Annotated in this window: 18 protein-coding genes; 8 read left to right on the top strand and 10 right to left on the bottom strand. The window is 41.4% G+C overall.

What is annotated here, in order from left to right:
- Positions 1-4: 4 nt before the first annotated feature.
- From AACS98_RS08280 to AACS98_RS08295, 4 genes are read right to left on the bottom strand one after another with little or no spacing between them, the layout of a single operon-like run.
- A complete protein-coding gene (locus AACS98_RS08280) occupies positions 5-829 on the bottom strand; it encodes an energy-coupling factor ABC transporter ATP-binding protein (protein ID WP_066378100.1) in 825 nt (274 codons plus the stop codon).
- 18 nt (positions 830-847) lie between these two features.
- Entirely contained in the window at positions 848-1,645 is a 798-nt protein-coding gene (gene cbiQ, locus AACS98_RS08285; RefSeq protein ID WP_066378103.1) for a cobalt ECF transporter T component CbiQ, read from the bottom strand.
- Positions 1,642-1,944 carry an energy-coupling factor ABC transporter substrate-binding protein gene (locus AACS98_RS08290; protein ID WP_066378107.1) on the bottom strand — a complete coding sequence of 101 codons (303 nt, stop codon included), beginning with the start codon at positions 1,942-1,944 and terminating at the stop codon, positions 1,642-1,644. Before AACS98_RS08290 ends, cbiQ begins: the two co-directional genes overlap by 4 nt.
- Positions 1,931-2,707, bottom strand: a complete 777-nt coding sequence (locus AACS98_RS08295) for an energy-coupling factor ABC transporter permease (RefSeq protein WP_198161124.1) — start codon at positions 2,705-2,707, stop codon at positions 1,931-1,933. The genes AACS98_RS08290 and AACS98_RS08295 overlap by 14 nt, the downstream gene beginning before the upstream one ends.
- Positions 2,708-3,491: 784 nt before the next feature.
- On the opposite strand from AACS98_RS08295, the gene AACS98_RS08300 reads away from it, so the two are divergent.
- Both AACS98_RS08300 and AACS98_RS08305 read left to right on the top strand, forming a co-directional pair.
- Positions 3,492-3,926: a ferritin-like domain-containing protein gene (locus AACS98_RS08300; protein ID WP_066378110.1), complete on the top strand. Its 435-nt coding sequence runs from the start codon at positions 3,492-3,494 to the stop codon at positions 3,924-3,926.
- Between the two features lie 90 nt (positions 3,927-4,016).
- Positions 4,017-4,967 (top strand): FTR1 family iron permease, encoded by a 951-nt coding sequence (locus AACS98_RS08305; RefSeq protein WP_066378112.1) that lies wholly within the window; start codon positions 4,017-4,019, stop codon positions 4,965-4,967.
- A gap of 225 nt (positions 4,968-5,192) precedes the next feature.
- Here the strand turns inward: AACS98_RS08305 and AACS98_RS08310 are convergent, their stop codons facing one another.
- The 4 genes from AACS98_RS08310 to AACS98_RS08325 form a co-directional block, all read right to left on the bottom strand.
- Complete coding sequence (locus AACS98_RS08310) at positions 5,193-6,125, bottom strand: ABC transporter substrate-binding protein (RefSeq protein ID WP_066378115.1); 933 nt, start codon at positions 6,123-6,125, stop codon at positions 5,193-5,195.
- Between the two features lie 557 nt (positions 6,126-6,682).
- A complete protein-coding gene (locus AACS98_RS08315; RefSeq protein ID WP_066378118.1) occupies positions 6,683-7,270 on the bottom strand; it encodes a molybdenum cofactor guanylyltransferase in 588 nt (195 codons plus the stop codon).
- A 9-nt stretch (positions 7,271-7,279) separates the two neighbouring features.
- On the bottom strand, positions 7,280-9,337 hold the full coding sequence (locus AACS98_RS08320; RefSeq protein WP_066378119.1) for a thioredoxin domain-containing protein: 2,058 nt from the start codon (positions 9,335-9,337) through the stop codon (positions 7,280-7,282).
- Between the two features lie 153 nt (positions 9,338-9,490).
- Complete coding sequence (locus AACS98_RS08325; RefSeq protein WP_197480105.1) at positions 9,491-9,646, bottom strand: hypothetical protein; 156 nt, start codon at positions 9,644-9,646, stop codon at positions 9,491-9,493.
- Positions 9,647-9,966: 320 nt separating this feature from the next.
- Between AACS98_RS08325 and clpP the strand changes: the two genes are divergently transcribed.
- Positions 9,967-10,581 carry an ATP-dependent Clp endopeptidase proteolytic subunit ClpP gene (gene clpP, locus AACS98_RS08330; RefSeq protein ID WP_066378128.1) on the top strand — a complete coding sequence of 205 codons (615 nt, stop codon included), beginning with the start codon at positions 9,967-9,969 and terminating at the stop codon, positions 10,579-10,581.
- A 50-nt stretch (positions 10,582-10,631) separates the two neighbouring features.
- Here the strand turns inward: clpP and AACS98_RS08335 are convergent, their stop codons facing one another.
- Complete coding sequence (locus AACS98_RS08335) at positions 10,632-11,456, bottom strand: hypothetical protein (RefSeq protein WP_066378132.1); 825 nt, start codon at positions 11,454-11,456, stop codon at positions 10,632-10,634.
- 893 nt (positions 11,457-12,349) lie between these two features.
- Here AACS98_RS08335 and AACS98_RS08340 point away from each other — a divergent pair.
- The 3 genes from AACS98_RS08340 to AACS98_RS08350 all read left to right on the top strand — a co-directional run bounded on the left by AACS98_RS08340 (position 12,350) and on the right by AACS98_RS08350 (position 16,198).
- Positions 12,350-14,704, top strand: a complete 2,355-nt coding sequence (locus tag AACS98_RS08340; protein WP_066378135.1) for a ribonuclease R family protein — start codon at positions 12,350-12,352, stop codon at positions 14,702-14,704.
- 17 nt (positions 14,705-14,721) lie between these two features.
- The gene (locus AACS98_RS08345) at positions 14,722-15,342 is read left to right on the top strand and encodes a flavin prenyltransferase UbiX (protein WP_066378138.1); all 621 of its coding nucleotides are present in this window, start codon (positions 14,722-14,724) and stop codon (positions 15,340-15,342) included.
- A gap of 151 nt (positions 15,343-15,493) precedes the next feature.
- A complete protein-coding gene (locus tag AACS98_RS08350; RefSeq protein ID WP_066378142.1) occupies positions 15,494-16,198 on the top strand; it encodes a hypothetical protein in 705 nt (234 codons plus the stop codon).
- 8 nt (positions 16,199-16,206) lie between these two features.
- On the opposite strand, the gene AACS98_RS08355 is transcribed toward AACS98_RS08350, so the two are convergent.
- Positions 16,207-16,401 (bottom strand): hypothetical protein, encoded by a 195-nt coding sequence (locus AACS98_RS08355; RefSeq protein ID WP_066378145.1) that lies wholly within the window; start codon positions 16,399-16,401, stop codon positions 16,207-16,209.
- A 970-nt stretch (positions 16,402-17,371) separates the two neighbouring features.
- Here AACS98_RS08355 and AACS98_RS08360 point away from each other — a divergent pair.
- Both AACS98_RS08360 and argB read left to right on the top strand, forming a co-directional pair.
- Positions 17,372-17,902: a shikimate kinase gene (locus AACS98_RS08360; protein ID WP_066378227.1), complete on the top strand. Its 531-nt coding sequence runs from the start codon at positions 17,372-17,374 to the stop codon at positions 17,900-17,902.
- Between the two features lie 152 nt (positions 17,903-18,054).
- Positions 18,055-18,954 carry an acetylglutamate kinase gene (gene argB / locus AACS98_RS08365; protein ID WP_066378152.1) on the top strand — a complete coding sequence of 300 codons (900 nt, stop codon included), beginning with the start codon at positions 18,055-18,057 and terminating at the stop codon, positions 18,952-18,954.
- Positions 18,955-18,994 lie beyond the last annotated feature (40 nt).

The following is an 18,994-nucleotide window of genomic DNA, read 5'->3' on the forward strand; positions in this document are numbered from 1 at the left end:
AGAACTAAAGCAACATATTTAATATTTTTTGGCGTAACTTTTCTAAACTTAACTCTTCTTGAGTTTTATTTTCAGAAAATAATATATCGTAAATCAGAGGTAAACCTAATTGTAACTGTTCTAAAATATCTTTCTGGGCAAATAAATCCTGTGGTTGTCCTTCTAAAACTAATTTGCCTTCATCCATCACAAAAATCCAGTCTGCCCAGCTATAAACAAAGTCTAAATCATGGCTAGCCATGAGGATAGTTGTACCGGATGCGTGAATTTTTTGCAAGCTGGCTATTAAATTACGAGTTTGGGGTTTATCTAGATAAGCGGTTGGTTCATCTAATAATAATAATTCTGGATTTAACACCATGACATCAGCTAAAGAAACGCGCTTTTTCTGTCCTAAACTCAAATGATGTACAGGTTTATCAGCTAATTCAGTTAGTTCAAATTCTCTCAAAGCTTGTTCAACTCGTTGTTGAATTTCCGCTTTTGGCAAGCCTAAATTACATAAACCATAAGAAATATCTTCTTCAACGGTAGAAGCTACTAACTGTTGTTCGGGGTTTTGAAAGATTAGCCCGATTTTTTGCCGTAAATTCATCAGATAACGACGGTCATATTGTAAAGGCTGACCTTGCCAAGATATTATACCTTTTTGGGGTTTATATAGACCGTTAGCTAATAAAAATAGTGTAGTTTTACCGCAACCATTTCTTCCAATTAATGCACATTTTTTTCCTGATGGTATTCGCAGCGTCATTCTTTGCAATGCTGCTTTGTGTGTACCAGGATAACTATATTGTACATCAAGGAATTCTAGTAATGATTGCTGCATAATTTTTCAGAAATACTGTTATAAAACAGCAATTTTAAATTCTAATTCTAATAATAGTAAACATCCCAGAATAGCTTCTATTGCGTACCTTCTAGAGAGATGATAACGATAGGAATGCCAAACTTGAAACTCACCGTTAAACCCGCGCGATTCTAAACTAAGAGAAACTTGACGATATTTTTCGAGAGTGCGTTGGAATAACTGCCCAATTAACAATGATAAACTTTTTATACTCAGGCTAAATGTACGGTAGCCACTACGCGATTGTTGAGATATCCATAATTCTGATGCTGTATTTAATAGGACGAAAATAAACCGATACATGAGTAATAGTAAGTCTGTGATTAGTATCGGTAAACCTACACGTTTTAAAATTTGTAATAAGTCAGTAAAGGGGATGGTTAACATGATAAAATAGAAGCAAGAAATAGCTGCGATCGCCCGTGTGAAAATACTCCCTGCTTGCTCAATTCCCTGCTTGCTAATATATAAGTAATAACCACCAATATCTAAACCTGTAATAGTATCACCTTGAATTAAATTGAACTGGTGAATATGCACACCATTAATTACTAAAGCGGGTAAACTGGTTAACCAGAAGACTATCGGAATATAGACTAATTTTAAATAGATTTTAGCGGGAATACCTGCGTAAAAAATTGTCCAAACGCTCATCCAAACAGCGATTAAAATCTGCACAGGTGGATGAGCCAAATTTGATATAATCAGTAAGGCGATCGCAAACAGTAATTTTTGCACTGGTGCTAATCGCCGTAATTTATTAGTATAAGCCAGTGTATCGATTTGCAGGCTCATTCCTTATTCCTTTGCTGCTGGGAACGTCCCTTATATAAACCAATTGCATAACCGATAATTCCCGCACCTAAAGCAGCTTGTGAGCTAAATAATAAACTTTCGACTTCACCGCTTGGGGGTTCAAATAAAGGTTTAAACCAAGGTTGATAATCAGGTTTAATTTCCCCAATTACCTCTTCAGCTTGTCCATCAGCACCCGCAAATTCTGCACCTTTTAAAAATATTAAAGGCGTGACTGATAAAATAATAACTCCTAGCAATAATAACCAATTACTGATTCCTGACTTAGATTGATTCATGGGTTTGAGATTCCCGTCTAATTAATTGCAATAATTCTAATTCTTGAGGACTATAGGATTGTAACCAATTCCACACCAACACAGTTAACAATCCTTCACTAATAGCTAAGGGTACTTGTGTAATTGCAAAAATTCCGGCAAACTTAGAAAATGAAGCGACAAATCCCCCCACGGGTGCGGGGAAAGCCAAAGCAAGTTGTACAGAAGTAATCAGATAGGTGAGCAAATTTGCTAAAGCTGCGGCTAAAAATATAGCGATTTTTTGCTTACCAGTGAACTGCATTGTTAAATGATAGATCCAGTAAGCCGCAAAAGGGCCAGCGATCGCCATCGAAAAAGCATTTGCTCCCAAAGTTGTTAAACCACCATGAGCCAATAATAAAGCTTGAAACACTAAAACCAGCGTACCCAAAACCGACATAGCCAAAGGGCCAAATAACACAGCACCCAAACCCGTACCAGTCGGATGAGAACAACTACCTGTTACCGAAGGTAATTTTAACGCCGATAAAACAAAAGTAAAAGCCCCTGCCAAAGCTAAAAGTAACTTTAACTCTGGATTAGCCTGAGTAATGCGAGAGAGCGATCGCACACCCAAAAGTATAAACGGTAAAGCCAGCACCCACCAAAACATCGCCCATCCTGCTGGCAAATAACCCTCCATAACGTGCATACCATAGGCAGGAGCAGACGCGCTCACAACCATATAAAAACTCAACACTCCCATCAGGATGAGCGACACAGGTTTTGAAGTGAGAACCATTCTCAGCACACTTTATACCTCAAAAAAATTAGTTCAAAAAAATAGTTTAACCCAGCAACCTCCAGAGACAACAACTCACCAGGAAAAATTAAAAATTCCAGACAATTCCTCATATCCAGAATCAGAACTTAACTAAAACCACTGCATTAAAGCTTACCAAGAGCTTTTGAGACTTTCATCTCTAAAACCTCTTGTAGAGCTTACAGGAACTCCAGAGAAAATCACCCCAGAAAATATCTACCCATAATCTTCTCAATTACTACTATAAATAAATACTTTAACCTAAATGTATTCACGTAAGCAATCGACGAAAAACCCTCCGCGTACCTCCGCGTTTCCTCCGCGTACCTCCGCGTTTAACCTCTCAAAACCCACCACTTGACAATCATTGACAATAACTCCTAACTCCTATAACATACAATTCGATAGTTGCAAATAATTTGCAATTTAATTACCGTGGTTAAATTCCATGCCCAATAACGTCACCCTGAGCAAAGGAGACAAATGGAATCCGCCCAATCAGCAATGGTAGCGCAACCATTTATGAATTTGATGCTGAACCCGTAAAAACACCGGACGAAGTGACTCAGCTAGTGAAGACTATTGAAGTGAATTCTCAAAAAGTCATTGCTCAATCTAACAGCCAAGCACAAAGATAGTATTGTCAAGTACCATCAGCTACAAACTAAGACGTTTAAAATGAGTAAGCAGTAAGATACTTTTTCCAAGTACACCAGTAAATCCTTACTCATAACACTCCCTTCGTAATTGTAACTAACGACAAATGCAAGAGCTTGACCAACAAAAGACCATCGACTTATTAAACGCCATCATGGAATTTGAACTCGCCGGAGTAGTGCGCTACACCCACTATTCCCTGATGGTAACAGGCCCTAATCGCATTCCCATTGTAGCCTTTTTCAAAGCTCAGGCCAGCGAATCTTTACTTCATGCTCAACAAGTAGGCGAAATTCTTACAGGATTAGATGGACATCCTACCTTAAGAATCGCCCCAATGGAAGAAACCTTTAAGCATTCTGTGAAAGATATCTTGGAAGAAAGCTTAAACCACGAAAGAAAAGCATTGGAAATGTATAAAAATCTCTTAGAGACTGTTGCCGATGCTAGTATTTATTTAGAAGAATTTGCCCGTACAATGATCGGGCAAGAAGAATTGCATAACCTCGAACTGAAAAAGATGTTACGCGACTTCAGCTAACACTAAATAGTCCATAGTCCATAGTCAACTACTGTTTACTAAAAACTATGGACTAACAACTAATGACCAATGACTAATGACTAAATCATAATGAACTTTAGCACGGCTCTACCAACATTTGTAATTACACTCCGCGAAGGAGTAGAAGCTGCTTTAGTGGTGGGTATTGTGTTAGCACTGTTGAAAAAAGCTCAACAATCCCGCCTCAACATTTGGGTATATGCTGGTATTGGCGTGGGGATTGTGGTCAGTGCGCTCATCGGTGTACTATTCAGTTGGTTAATTACAGCCATAGGAGCAGCAAACCCACAATACACCTCTGTAGTTGAGCCAATGCTAGAGGGTGTGTTTAGTGTGTTAGCGATCGCCATGCTCAGTTGGATGCTAATCTGGATGACAAAGCAAGCTAAATCCATGAAAGCCCAAGTGGAAGGCGCAGTCAACGAAGCTTTAGGAAAAAATTCTCATGCTGGTTGGGGAGTCTTTAGTTTAATCTTAGTAGCTGTTGTGCGTGAAGGCTTTGAAACAGTCTTATTTATCGCCGCCAACTTTCAACAAGGACTAATACCTACAGTCGGCGCACTTGCAGGTTTAGCCTCAGCCGCAGCCATAGGTGTACTCTTATTTAAATTAGGTGTCAAAATCAATATTCGCCAATTCTTCCAAGTCATGGGTGTATTATTGGTTTTGATTGTCGCCGGCTTAGTAGTTTCAGCGTTAAAACATTTTGATGATGCTGTAGCTAACCTAGCACTCAGCAGTCGCGCCTCAGAAAGTCTGTGTTTTTATTACGAACACTTTACCAAAATTCATTCTTGCATTTTAGGGCCAATGGTCTGGAACACTGACAAAATCTTACCAGATCGACAGTTCCCTGGCATAATTCTCAAATCTTTATTTGGCTATAGAGAACATCTTTACCTGATACAAGCAGTAGGATATCTGATATTTTTACTCACTGTAGGAGGCTTGTATTTCCGTAGCTTAACTGGTGGTTTTAGCAAACCTCAGAAAAATAGCTTAGTTAATCAAAAACAGTGAATGATTTAGTTCGTAGTAAGCGGCTCTAGCCCTTCTTTCAATTGCAAGGACTAAAGTCCTTACTACAAACCAAAGATTAAAAATTATGTAGTTCGTAGTAAGGGCTTTAGCCCTTCTTTCAATTGTAAGGACTAAAGTCCTTACTACAAACCAAAGATTAAAAATGATTTAGTTCGTAGTAAGCGGCTCTAGCCCTTATTTTAATTGTAAGGACTAAAGTCCTTACTACAAACTGGTTAATTGCAAATCTTGTTTAAGCTGCTGACAAGCCTTTTCAATCGCATCTATACTACCAGGATTCACTAACCCGTAATAATTAAAAACATAGACACGATTATTTTTAGTTGCTTGCAGTTTTTGCCAAAAAGCTTCTTTTTTAAAACTATCTAACACTGCTGTTTCTGAACCCCCTGAAGGCGGACTAATTACCAAAATCACATCAGGGTTTGCTGCAACAACTTTCTCAGGCGAAAGTGTAACATAACCTGCAATTGGACTTTTACCTTGTAATTCTGCTGCTAAATTTTTCGCTTGAAATTTCTCTAATAAATCTCCTGCCCAACTGTTTTTATTTGGTGCTAAAATTGGTTGTATACTCACCAGAACTAAAGTAGAAGGACTCTGGTTAACCTTATCTGGTAAAAAACTTTGGTAACGGTCTAATAAAGGCTGAGGATTAGCATCAATTAATTGGGCTAGTTGTTTAGTCAGTGCTGTTAAAGATTCCCAAGTATTCACTTGCGTTAATAAAGTAGGAATTCCTAATTGTTGGAGTCGTTCAATTGCTGGGTTAGAAAATCCTGCTGCACCAATGACTAAATCTGGTTTGAGTGCTACAATTTTTTCTAAATTGGGCGGAGTTTGACCTTCACTGACACGCGGAATGTTCTGGAAGCGTGAGTCATTTTTAAATAATGTACTACCACTAATACCTACAAGTTTTGTTTTATCCAGTTGATAGATAATATCTGTAGCCAAAGATGAGAGAGTAACAACTCTTTTGGCTTTGACTGTTGGTAATTGCTGAGAAACTGGTTGAGATATTTCAGTATTATTAGTAATTGGTGCTGATGACTGTTGAGTAGTTGCAGTTGCACAAGCACTAATAATTATGCTCAATAAAATTGCTAAGGCTGATGATATCCAACGACGAAGCATATTAAAATTCTTTCGTGTTTATTTTAATTGTAAGCAATATTGAAACAGGAGTGACGCAACTAGCAAATTTTTAGGTTGCATGAGATGACATCAAGAATACTATATATAGGAATCCGATTTGATTAATAAAATTATTTGTGTAGGTAGGGAACAGGGAACAGGGAACAGGGAACAGAGGTGTACTGAGTTTTTTTCAGAAATCAAATATGATTCCTATAACTATTCGCATTCAAGTAAGGTACAGTTAGTCAGAATTAAACGCAGATGGACGCAGATAAACGCAGATAAGTTGGTACTTCATTAGACTAGAAAACGCTATATTACTACGAAAACATATTTGTAAAAAAAAGCGAGTAAGCACATCAGTCAAAATCCCCGAAAATCAGATGACTGTGCTACTCGCCTTTATGTATACAAGGTTTTTGAGAAAAGCTGTATTTAATATACAGGAATAGCGTGAGTAAGTAATGTTTGATAGATAACAAAACATACTGTATTTAAAATTTATAAAGGTAAAAATTTTTACATTTATCTGTCGTGAGGAGAAAGTTTGATTTTTAATCTGTGAGCAAAGCCCAATCTTCTGGGGTGTTGCAATTAAACAGTATAGACGGTGCTGGTAAGGGTAAAATGTGTACAGGATAATGCTGAAGCCACTGTTGGAACGATCGCCCGCCTTGATTGATAAACTCTAATAGTTGCGGTAAACAGCGACGGCGATAAAAACCACACAAGGGTTCCCAGCCTTTTGAGTGTTGAGTTAAAGTTGCGATCGCCTCATCTTCTACATTATCCAATTCAGCCGCCCAAGCTTGCAACACCTCAACCCGCAATTTCGGTAAATCACAAGCTAGTAGCAACACCCACTCAGTTTGTACTTGTGTCAAACCTTGAGCAAAACCAACTAAAGGCCCCTGGGATGAGGTGATAGGGACTTCTGGAATAAATTGGCTATGGGATAAGTCTAAGTGTTGATAGCGTTCTGGCCAAGGTGTGACTACATAAACAGTCTCAGCACAACTCGCCGCTACACTACACACCCTCTGCAATAATGGTACACCTTCCCAGGTCAGCAAAGCTTTATCCTCACCCATCCGAGAACTTTTACCACCTGCTAAAACAATAGCAGTGAGAGTATTTTTCATCTGCATCAACTAACCTCTATTTTGACTCTGCTGCACTTGCTCTAACATTTGCTCGATACTTTCAGAGGGAGCAAGACATTTTAAACCTTGACAAACTAAACCAACACTACCTGCTGGTAAATTAGATACCACACTAAACACAGCCGTTGGTAGATATTTCGGTATTAAAAGCTTGATTTGCTCCGTGGTACTACGAATTAAAGTACAGTTATGATACCAATCTAACGCCGTGAATAAACTGGGACAAGCTTGGGGTGCTTGTTGCATTACACTATTAAAAGCCTTTAAACCTTGTTCGGCTAAATCGAGATAATGCAGGTCGTCAGTCAGCAATGCTAGACGCACTAAGTTAGCGATCGCCACTCCGTTGGCTGATGGTGTAGCATTATCAGCATAGCTACGTTCCCGCACGATTAAATCTTGACTTGCATCACTAGCTGTATTAAAATAACCGCCTAATTCTACACTCCAGAGAAATTCATTAAACTCAGTTTGTAGAGCGATCGCCTTTTCTAACCAAAACCTCTGCTCAGGAACACAAGTCTGTAAATCTAACAAAGCCTTAATAAACAGCGCATAATCTTCAGACTGTGCGATAATGCTCGGCTTACCTTCATAATTTAGTCGATGGAATCGTCCATTCACAAACTGATGCTCTAAAATAAAATTCGCTGCCCGTGTTGCCATCTCAAAATACAACGGTTCTTGGAACACTGCCGCAGCCCTTGCCAACCCCGAAATCATCAAACTATTCCAAGCTACAATCATCTTAGTGTCTGTAACTGAAGGAATGCGTCCCGGCCAATTCAGAGTTTTAGCTTCTTGATTATCACGCGCTGGGGGAAAAGTTTCTAAAGCATCAGGTGCAGTACCATAACGAGCCGTAAACAATTTATCTAAGGCCGTTTCGACAGTTGTACTTAACAGCCCTCGATTACGTCTTTGCAAAACATTCTTACCTTCAAAGTTACCATTAGCAGTAACAGTAAACTCCTGTTGTAATTCTGCTAATTCTGTCGGTGCTAATAATGCTTCTAGCTCAGTGTAACTCCAAACGTAAAAAGCTCCTTCCTCCGGTTCAGTTTCCCCAGGATTACTAAAACTATCAGCATCTTGAGCCGCATAGAAATAACCTTGTGGTGCTGTCATTTCCCGTTGTAGCCATTCGATAGTACCAGCTACAGCCCTAGTAAATGCCGGTTCTTGTATTCCCGCGCTCCACAAATTCGCCAGAAACTCGACAATCTGACCATTATCATAGAGCATCTTTTCAAAGTGCGGGACTGTCCACGTAGGGTCAACCGTGTAGCGATGGAAACCTCCGGCTACATGGTCATAAATGCCGCCCAAAGCTAAATCTAGCCCGCGCTGAGTGCAAATTTCCTGACTATTATAGGGAGATGAGAAATTAAATCTAGTTCCCCGCAGAGCTAATTCTGTGTAGGGAATCATCGGAAAACTATTACCATACTGATTAGGGGTAATAATTCCCGTGCTAGTTTCCCAACCGCGTCGCAGTAATTCCTGTGCTTGTGCTGCTTGTGTAGCGTCAGTTTGTAAAGCCGCAGCAGTGAGGAGAGATTGCAGAATTACAGCCTTGCGATCGCGTAAATCTTCTTTTTCTGTATCATAATAGCGGCGCAAAGCTTCCAGCACTTGCAAAAAACCAGGACGGTTGTAGCGTGGCTCTAAAGGAAAGTAAGTCCCAGCGTAGAACGGTACTAAATCTTCTGGTGACAGAAACACATTTAAAGGCCAGCCACCTTGACCACTCATCATCTGCAAAGCTTGCATATAAATGCTATCAATATCTGGTCTTTCTTCCCTATCTACCTTGATAGGCAAAAAATTAGCATTCATATACTCAGCTACAGCCAAGTCAGAAAAAGCCTCACCTTCCATCACAGTACACCAGTGACAACTGGAATAACCAATCGACAGAAAAATCGGTTTATTTTCTGCCTTTGCAGTTGCAAGAGCTTCATCACACCAAGGCCACCAGTCAATCGGGTTTTCGGCGTGTTTGCGTAAGTAAAGACTCTGAGCGTGAGCAAGGCGATTAGTCATAGCTGAGATTCGGTAGTTGCCTTCTTAGCCCAGTTTACCTGTTGTCAGTGTTTACCTCAATGTCTAAATATATATCTCCTAAGAAACACATTAAGTAAGGAGGGAGTGAGGAGTCGGGTGGAAAAAGTTGTTTTAACTTGTTGGTGAGCGTGGTTAATTGCGAGAACGCAACAACATACTAATGATTTGTGCTGGCGTTTCCGTTGAGGGTGAACCCGCCCTGGTTTGCAGTCTCGTATTGGGGCTGAGTCCTGCAATAATATAAAGTAAGAAAGTTATGATGGTGGCTTGCACAAGTCTTTTTGGCATGGCAGGTCTCCCTCAGTTGATAGCATTGCTAGTGAGATTGGCGAATTTAACTACACCTCGTACTCTGGGTTTATCGGATTTGTGAGAAATAACCAGCATAGTCAATTCTTTAGACGTACTCTCACTATAAAAAGTGCCAATCAGGATTTTTGGCATCTACCAAACCATAGAAGAAATGACCTCAGCTTGGGATGAGGCGGCTCAACACCCCATAGTCAGGTCTGATTTTTCCTCTATTCCCTATTCCCTATGGCCTATTCCCACCCAGAAAGGTGTTGTCCTCGATAAAATAGTATTCAAAATAGCTACAAGCACGCTGCATGACTATTCCTATCGTCATTGAACAATCGGGTCGCGGTGAACGCGCTTTTGATATTTACTCTCGCCTGTTGCGTGAGCGGATTATCTTTTTGGGTCAACAAGTTGACAGTAATTTGGCTAACTTGATAGTTGCCCAATTACTGTTTTTGGATGCTGAAGACCCAGAAAAAGATATTTATTTGTATATAAATTCTCCTGGTGGTTCTGTGACTGCTGGCATGGGTATTTTTGATACCATGAAACAGATTCGCCCTGATGTTTGTACCATCTGCACCGGATTAGCTGCCAGTATGGGAGCATTTCTCCTCAGTGCTGGTACTAAAGGCAAGCGGATGAGTTTACCCCATTCGCGGATTATGATCCACCAACCTTTAGGCGGCGCACAAGGTCAAGCTACTGACATCGAAATTCAGGCGCGAGAAATTTTATACCACAAACAACGGTTAAATGATTATTTGGCCGAACACACAGGTCAGCCCATTGAGCGCATTGCCGAAGACACAGAACGTGATTTCTTTATGTCGCCAGATGAAGCCAAAGAATACGGCTTAATTGACCAAGTGATTGACCGTCACTCAGCAGGTAGTCGTCCTGTAGCAGTTGTAAGTCAATAATCACTTTATCCTTAACCCCTCCCTGTCAGTAAGGAGGGGAATTGACTAATTTAAAACCCGGCGATGGGATCAGGCTGAGATTCTAGGTATTTGAGGAAACTGTGCAGTTCTTCCTCTGTAAGTAAAGTCCGCCCTCGTTTACCGTAGGTTTTAATTAAATACTCTCTACCCTGTTCTGGTGTCCAGCCTAGGCGTTGCAGTTCGACATCGGTTTTGGCTATGACATCAGATAAATCTACAGGTTCAGCTTTTTTCTTTTTCTTGCCTGGGCTGGGTAAATTAGTCACGTTTTCTGGGGTATTGTAGCTACGGGGTGTAAAGGGTGTGACATTACTAGCTGTGACATCAACAGAGGAAGCAGTATCTAGCTCTCTAGCTGACATCATTTGCAGGTCTTCGCTGGCAGGATCATATTCTGGTTCTTGGTAGCTAGTCGCAGGTAAACTGGGACTAAATTCTTGACTTGGGGTGTCATTTATGCTATGGCTACCTGCATGAGTTGTAGGGGAAAAGCGGTTGATGGTATCTTGAGTGCGATCGCTCGTCTTTGACCATTGATTACTACCAAAATTACTGTCTTGAGGCGTAGCATAGCCAGGCTGATTGACAACAGAATTCACCTGTATTGGAGATACCCCTTGAGCAGTCCCGGTTACGGATGTTTGGGGGGTGTTTGTCATTCCCAACACCATCAATGCTCTAGTTCTGGCTTGGTCTTCTGCTGCTTCTATGGTTTCAGCTGCTGCCATACCCGTCGCACGGGTGACACCTTCAATGATAACACTTGCCCTGACGACATATTTACCTTGAAAAATTTGCACTAATTCAGCAATTAAACTGCCGTTGGGATACAAGCTCTGGAATTGAGCCAACATCATCTTGCCACCAATATAAATCTAAAGAATCAGGGGTGTGAAGTAATTCAAAATTTAGCTAAGAACAATACCCACCCTATAAAAATTGCTAGCGATAAAGCAAAGCACCCTAGGCCCTGGTGTTGCATAGTTATTTTTACCTATGACTACCACCGGAAATTTTGGGGAGAAAAGCAGATGATCATCTGTCTCGGATGTCCCAATTTTAGCAGTAGCTTTTGACAAGACTAATTTCGCGCTTTGGTAGATTAACTCTCAGTGGCGTGACTATTAATGCTATACTATTTACCCAATTCGCTCTTCAGAACTATTTTCTCGAAGTGCGCTCTAAATCTACAATAATGGAGATAAGGTTCGCCCTCACTGCTTGTTAAGCTGCCACCCAATTGTTACTGATTCTACGTATGGGCAAATGGGTTGATTCGGCAGTTTCTCCTAGTAAAAAATCAGAGTCTGATGGCGTAAAAGTACCTTGAAGCTAGACAATCAAACACCTGTGTTTTTCACGATGTACCGCTTTTTTGGGTAATGTGGAGAGTTCTCCCCACCCAGAAATCAAAGCCATTGGCGTGATTACTATTGTGAAAACAATTGGCATCAGGCGTAATCTATGAGTTTGGTGAGGTAAAGGGACTCCAACGCAGGTTAACTCTGAAATTGTCGTGCAGTGAGAAGTTCGTAACGGATGTACTCCTCCGGAGAAGCAAGCTAGCAAGAGCGTCTGGTTCACAAGCATCTTCCCGCTAGGGTGGGCTAGCTTCTTTGACTGGAACTTCGGGAACCCTGACTTAGGGTATTTCGTTTCCAGCTAATATACTGTAGGCCGTGAGGGTGTACAACACAGTACCAGATTCAACAAACAATGACGTTTTGACCAAAGGTCGGTTCACTGCATGGAATTTTCAATCGCTACACTCCTTGCCAATTTCACCGATGATAAATTGGTAGCTCGCAAAGTTTTGGAAAAGAAACTAGGATGCGAGGATGAAGATAGTTTAGAAAAACTCCACATTACTTTGGAGGTATTGGAGAAAATCGGGCTGTTGGTGAAGGAACGGGGTAAGTATCGCCGCATTACAGAAGAAGGACTGATTGAAGCCAAGCTACGTTGTTCGAGTAAAGGCTTTTGCTTTGCTATCCAAGATGTCGAAGGGGCAGAGGATATTTATATTCGGGAAAGTCATTTAAGTAATGCCTGGAATGGCGATCGCGTTTTAGTCCGAGTTCTCAAAGAAGGTAGTCGTCGCCGTTCTCCCGAAGGCGAAGTCAAGTTAATTTTAGAACGTGCCAATCATACTTTACTAGCACGGATTAAACAGGTAGAAGGGGGTTTCCGTGCTGTTCCCTTAGATGATCGTCTGCTGTTTGAACTGAAACTTTTAGTTAATGGCATGAAGTTAGAGGAAGCCCTCGATCACCTGGCCCATGTAGAAGTGCTACGCTATCCTCTAGCCCAATATCCGCCCCTAGGGAGAGTCGTGCAAATCCTCGGCAGCGATGCCGAAGCCGCAGCTGATATAGATTTAGTTACCTGTAAACATGATTTGTCCCGGACTTTCTCAGAGTCAATATTAGAAGCAGCATCAAAGTTACCCAAAAAGTTACTGAAAGCAGACCTGAAAAACAAACTAGATTTACGTAATTTATTTACTATTACGCTCACAGAAGTAAATAATGATCCTCATGTAGTAGAAAATGCTTTCAGTTTAACCAGAACCGTTTCCGGCAATTGGCAGTTAGGTTTTCACATCGCTGATGTCTCTCATTATGTGCAACCTGATGAAGCTTTAGACAGAGAGGCGATTAAACGTGGTAGATCAGTTTATTTGGGTGACTTAGTATTACCTATGTTACCGGATGCTGTAGCTGAACGCTGTTCATTAGTGCCGAATAGCGATCGCTTGGCAATTTCGTTTTTAATGACTTTCTCTTCTCAGTCAGGTGAGGTTTTAGACTGGGAAATTCAACCCAGCGTTATCCATGTAGATACATCCGTCACCCAAGAACAAGCCGAAGCAATTCTGGAAGGAGAAGTCATCAAAGAATCCCCAGAGGTAATTGAACTACTACATAATTTGTACAGCATTTCTAAGACTGTGAGAAAAACCCGCCTTGCCCGTGGTAGCTTGCAGTTAAATTTACCCTCAACTCAAAACCCCTATTTTGATGAAGGAATTTTGGGGGCGGTAGTTATGGATGATTCCCCGGTGCGATCGCTATTTACAGAATTCGTACTCTTGGCGAATCAACTGATGGCACAACATTTGAGTGCTTTAGGCATTCCGGCAATCTGGCGCACACAAGGTACACCGGATGCAGAAGATGTGCAGGAAATGTTGAAGTTAGCGATTAACTTGGGTGTAGAACTAGGACTAGAATCAGAAGTAGAAATTGAACCTTTAGATTATCAACACCTGATCCGGGCGTTTGCTGAATCTCCCTCAGAGCAAGTGTTGACTTATCTGTTGCAAGATACCCTCAAGCCAGCAGTTTACAGCACTACCAAGGGTAATCACTTTGGTTTAGCACTACCGCAATACATCCACTGTACTGCTCCCTTGCGACGCTATCCAGATTTACTGATGCAAAGAGTGTACTATCAGCTACTAGAACACGGACGCGATCGCCGTAATACCCGTGTGAAAGAACGGGTAAACCTGCGTCACTCCTCTAGCCACGAGGAAATTAACTGGAACGTCCTGCCGCCAGAATTACAACAGGAACTACAAAGCGAATTAACAAGGGTAATTGTCCAAATCAACGATAGGGAAAAAGAAGTTCAAGAAGCCGAAGCCGATTTAGCCGGACTACAAAAAGCCCAATTAATGAAACAACGCATTGGGCAAGTGTTCCAAGGTGTGATTACTGGCGTACAATCCTACGGTTTCTTTGTGGAAATTGAAGTACCAATCACCGAGTCCGAAACCGCAGGTAGTCCTGGCGTACCTTTACGGGTAGAAGGATTAGTACACGTTAGTTCCCTCAAAGATGATTGGTATGAGTACCGCGCTAGACAACAAGCACTGTTTGGCCGGAAAAATCGCGCTTCTTATAGATTAGGCGATCGCGTCGCTGTCCAAGTCAAAAGTGTCGATTACTATCGCCAGCAAATAGATTTAGTCACCGTAGGTAATGATGGTTTAGCCAAAGGTTTAGGTATGGGTGGTGTCAATGGTGACACGGCGGATATCTACCTCAGAAACGAACTTGAACCAGATGATTTAGAACCTTATGCTGAAGATGAGTAAATTTTTATTAAGCAACGGTGACAAATCATAACAAACCCTTAATTATCGGCGTATCAGGAGCATCTGGACTGATTTACGCCGTTCGTGCCTTGAAATATCTGCTGGCGGCAGACTATGAAATTGAATTAGTAGCCTCTAAATCAACATACATGGTTTGGCAAGCCGAACAGGAAACTCGGATGCCATCAGAACCAACCACACAAGAACAATTCTGGCGAGAACAAGCTGAAGTTCCCCTTGCAGGTAAACTGCGCTGTCATCCTTGGAGTGATGTGGGAGCAAATATCGCCAGTGGTTCTTTTCGTACCTTGGGGATGATTGTGATTCCTTGTAGTATGAGTACCGTGGCAAAGTTAGCAGGAGGCTTGAGTTCCGACTTATTAGAACGGGCTGCCGATGTCCAAATCAAAGAAGGACGCAAGTTAGTCATCGTCCCCCGCGAAACTCCTTTTAGCCTAATTCACCTACGGAACTTAACTACCTTAGCAGAAGCCGGAGTCCGGGTTGTACCCGCCATACCGGCTTGGTATCACCATCCTCAAACTATCGAGGACTTAGTTGATTTTGTAGTGGCTCGCACTTTAGATCAACTGGATATTGATTGCATACCCATTCAACGCTGGCAGGGAAGTAAGTAAAAAGGTAAAAGTAAATATGAAAGAGGGAGTAGGGACAGATCAATTCAAAATTCAAAATGGGGGACGGTTGACTAGGTAAAAGTTCTTCTCCCCTGCTTCCTCGGCTCCCTCGGCTCCCTCGGCTCCCTCGGCTCCCCTGCTTCCCTTACTTATGACTTTAATTCGTTTAATTCTTTTAATCGCAATCATGGGAGGACTAACACTTTTGTTAGTCCAAAATTGGTCGCCTGTTTTATCCCTAGTATTTCTAGGTATGCGTAGCCAGCCGATACCCCTGGCGATGTGGATTTTGTTTAGCACAGCTGCTGGTGCTGGCACATCTTTATTAATCACCAGCTTGTTTAATTTATCTAATTATTTTGGGGGAACACCACGCCAAAGCCCCTGGAAATCAACTACCAATTCTCGACGTACTACCGCTAGCCGCCAACCAGAATTTACACGTCCGCCATCCAATTCTTCACAGGCAGCTAGTCAAACGGAGTACGCCACTAATAACGAGTTTGATGATTGGGAAACCCCTAATCATCAAGACGATGATTGGGATGTGGCAGAACAGCCACCGAAAGCACCTCAACCCAGTTCTCAAGCTCAGTCATTTCAAGATTCTGCTACCTACGAACGCCCACAACAGCCCAAAAGTGGTTCTCAGTCTGGCTCTTTTTATTCTTATAGTTACCGTGAGCCAAAAAATACTGCCGCAGGTAAGACAGAATCAGTCTATGATGCTGATTACCGAGTGATTATTCCCCCCTATCAACAACCAGCCAAAGATGTAGCTGATGATGTAGCCGATGATGATGACTGGGGATTTTTTGAAGATGATGATTGGGAAGATGATCAATCTTCCAAATAAAGCTAGACTTATGCAATGCCGCAGCGTTCGCGAGATTCTTGCTTGACTATACCGTTCATAGCAGCTTCTTGCAAATTCATAAAGGCGTTAAAATCTTCTAGGTCATACTGAGTAGTTAACAGATGCCGTAGTTGATTTTCGGCTTCTATCGTTAGATAGCCAGTTACTAAAGCTTGTTGCACAACGTCACGAATTCGAGTCATGGTTGATGCCTCATTACACACCACATTAAATTAATCTGGTCTAACGACCGTAAGATATGCAGTATTATTTATGCCTCAACCTTCCAAGTCACCAAATTTTTTAAGAGTTTGAGAAATTGAGTCATTTTTCACACCTTGAGATGCAATCATTTATTGATAGAGTTTGCCATAACTAAAGTTGACAATCGTCATATCGTGCTGTATCAAACTGCGTAATTTGCACTAAAAAACCGCGCTACTCAGGTTAGAGTTATCCTAGTTGTGGTTGACGGCAAGTTTACGCTTAAAGTTTCCAACAAGTTGTATGAATTTTCCATTAAGTCTAACCATAACCAATTAATCTCTACTACGTCAACTCACAAAAGTTAGGAAATTAAAGAGAAAAAAATTGATTCTTGATTACTTCTGACTTACACAGAAAATTATTAATCTATTGCCTAAGTGACATTAAATACATAAACAACAGATAAATATACTAGCTACTTTGAGGAATGGGATTGTAGCTATTGATATTAGACGTTTTCAGGGAAAACAGAAATCGCAAAAATTAAACAGTCGCCTATTGTTAATCTTGGGCATGGGTGGGATTGGAAAAACAGCCTTTTGTGCGAAGTTAGACAAAAGATTCCAGAAGAATTTGATTATGGTATTTGGCGATCGCTACCCCTTTCACCTACCCTAGAGGGGATATTAGCTCAAATATCAGCAGAAATAATACACTAGGATGCTAGTCCAAACTCTCACACAGATGAATCTCAGAAGTAATAGATTTATTACCAAGCAAGCTGGCAAGTTCTTTCAAACATCAGCATTGATGGAGTATACAACTAAGTAACTAATATAGGAAAATTTTTATAGGAAAATTTTATGTGTTGAAATAGAAGACTGCTGATTTATGCAGTCACCTGGGACAACACAACACCAAAACCAAGCCGAAGAAAGTCGTCTAAAAACGGAGTTTGAAAGTAGAGTGAGTAGTTTGTTGCAAGGAGTTAACCTATACCTAATTGGGATGATGGGATCTGGTAAAACCACAGTAGGGCAATTACTAGCAAAACAATTAGGTTATGGGTTTGTGGATACCGATGATGTAATTGTCCAAGCCGGGAAAAAATCTATTAATCAGTTATTTGCGGAAGAAGGCGAAGCAGCATTTCGTCAGTTAGAAAGTGATGTGTTAGCGCAAATTTGCGCCTATACTAAGCTGACTGTCGCTACAGGTGGGGGTATTGTGCTGCGGCGCGAAAACTGGAGTTACTTGCATCACGGTTTAATTGTCTGGCTAGATGTACCTGTGGAGTTACTTTATACCCGTTTAGCTGAGGATAACACAAGACCATTATTGCAAGATGCTGATCCTCAAGGTAAACTGCGATCGCTCCTCGAACAACGCACACCACTTTACGCCCAAGCAGATTTACGAATCTCTGTGGTTGCGGGAGAAAAACCAGAACAAATTGCTGACAAAGTAATGGCGGCTATTCCCAGTGTGTTGAAATAGTCATTAGTCATTAGTCATTAGTTATTAGTCAACAGTCAACAGTCCCCAGTCCCCACTCAAGAGTCAAAAAGAAGATATGTAATCAAAGATTGTGGCGGGTGGAAAAGTCTTCTACACTGACTGCATAAGTATGTAAGTCTCAACCTCTGTTCATGATGGTCAACGATACTGATTACATCAGGCAAACTGAAGCGACGCGGGTACGAGTGCTAAGTGAAGCACTACCTTATATTCAACAATTCGCCGGTCGCACTGTTGTTGTTAAATATGGTGGTGCTGCTATGAAAGACAGCACCCTCAAAGACAAAGTTATCCGCGATATTGTCTTTTTATCCTGCGTTGGCTTACGACCAATCTTAGTCCACGGTGGCGGCCCAGAAATTAACAGTTGGTTAGATAAACTGGGCATCGAACCACAATTTAAGAATGGTTTACGTGTCACAGATACACCCACAATGGATGTTGTGGAAATGGTGCTGGTAGGTAGAGTTAATAAGGAAATTGTTGCCTTAATTAACCAAGCTGGTGGTTTGGCTGTCGGGCTGTGTGGTAAAGATGGGAACTTAATTACTGCCCGTCCCCAAGGTCAAGAAGGTATTGGCTTTGTAGGAGAAGTCAGTAATGTTAATATCAAAATTCTCGAAACTCTGGCTATTCATGGCTATATTCCTGTAGTTTCTAGCGTTGCAGCCGATGAAACGGGACAAGCTTATAACATTAACGCCGATACAGTAGCCGGAGAAATTGCCGCCGCTTTAGGGGCAGAAAAGTTAATTTTATTGACCGACACCAGAGGTATTTTAAAAGATTATAAAGACCCTTCCACTTTAATACCCAAAGTAGATATTCGGGAAGCGCGGGAGTTAATTTCTAATGGGATAGTCAGTGGCGGAATGATTCCCAAAGTCAATTGTTGTGTGCGATCGCTTGCTCAAGGAGTACGTGCAGCCCACATCATCGACGGACGTATTCCCCACGCCCTATTACTGGAAATCTTCACAGATATCGGTATCGGGACAATGATTCTCGGTTCTCAGATTACTTCCGGTTAGGGGAGATGAGGAGGATGAGGGAGATGGGGGAGATGAGGAG

The organism is Anabaena sp. CA = ATCC 33047 (assembly GCF_963870205.1).
Taxonomy (GTDB): domain Bacteria; phylum Cyanobacteriota; class Cyanobacteriia; order Cyanobacteriales; family Nostocaceae; genus Trichormus.

What these genes read in the sequence shown, in the direction of transcription:
- AACS98_RS08295 (WP_198161124.1), bottom strand. Translation starts at nt 2,707, where the DNA reads ATGGTTCTCACTTCAAAACCTGTGTCGCTCATCCTGATGGGAGTGTTG.
- AACS98_RS08290 (WP_066378107.1), bottom strand. Translation starts at nt 1,944, where the DNA reads ATGAATCAATCTAAGTCAGGAATCAGTAATTGGTTATTATTGCTAGGA.
- AACS98_RS08325 (WP_197480105.1), bottom strand. Translation starts at nt 9,646, where the DNA reads ATGCCAAAAAGACTTGTGCAAGCCACCATCATAACTTTCTTACTTTAT.
- AACS98_RS08355 (WP_066378145.1), bottom strand. Translation starts at nt 16,401, where the DNA reads ATGACTCGAATTCGTGACGTTGTGCAACAAGCTTTAGTAACTGGCTAT.
- AACS98_RS08305 (WP_066378112.1), top strand. Translation starts at nt 4,017, where the DNA reads ATGAACTTTAGCACGGCTCTACCAACATTTGTAATTACACTCCGCGAA.
- argB (WP_066378152.1), top strand. Translation starts at nt 18,055, where the DNA reads ATGATGGTCAACGATACTGATTACATCAGGCAAACTGAAGCGACGCGG.
- AACS98_RS08340 (WP_066378135.1), top strand. Translation starts at nt 12,350, where the DNA reads ATGGAATTTTCAATCGCTACACTCCTTGCCAATTTCACCGATGATAAA.
- cbiQ (WP_066378103.1), bottom strand. Translation starts at nt 1,645, where the DNA reads ATGAGCCTGCAAATCGATACACTGGCTTATACTAATAAATTACGGCGA.
- AACS98_RS08280 (WP_066378100.1), bottom strand. Translation starts at nt 829, where the DNA reads ATGCAGCAATCATTACTAGAATTCCTTGATGTACAATATAGTTATCCT.
- AACS98_RS08310 (WP_066378115.1), bottom strand. Translation starts at nt 6,125, where the DNA reads ATGCTTCGTCGTTGGATATCATCAGCCTTAGCAATTTTATTGAGCATA.
- AACS98_RS08320 (WP_066378119.1), bottom strand. Translation starts at nt 9,337, where the DNA reads ATGACTAATCGCCTTGCTCACGCTCAGAGTCTTTACTTACGCAAACAC.
- AACS98_RS08335 (WP_066378132.1), bottom strand. Translation starts at nt 11,456, where the DNA reads ATGTTGGCTCAATTCCAGAGCTTGTATCCCAACGGCAGTTTAATTGCT.
- AACS98_RS08300 (WP_066378110.1), top strand. Translation starts at nt 3,492, where the DNA reads ATGCAAGAGCTTGACCAACAAAAGACCATCGACTTATTAAACGCCATC.
- AACS98_RS08350 (WP_066378142.1), top strand. Translation starts at nt 15,494, where the DNA reads ATGACTTTAATTCGTTTAATTCTTTTAATCGCAATCATGGGAGGACTA.
- AACS98_RS08315 (WP_066378118.1), bottom strand. Translation starts at nt 7,270, where the DNA reads ATGAAAAATACTCTCACTGCTATTGTTTTAGCAGGTGGTAAAAGTTCT.
- clpP (WP_066378128.1), top strand. Translation starts at nt 9,967, where the DNA reads ATGACTATTCCTATCGTCATTGAACAATCGGGTCGCGGTGAACGCGCT.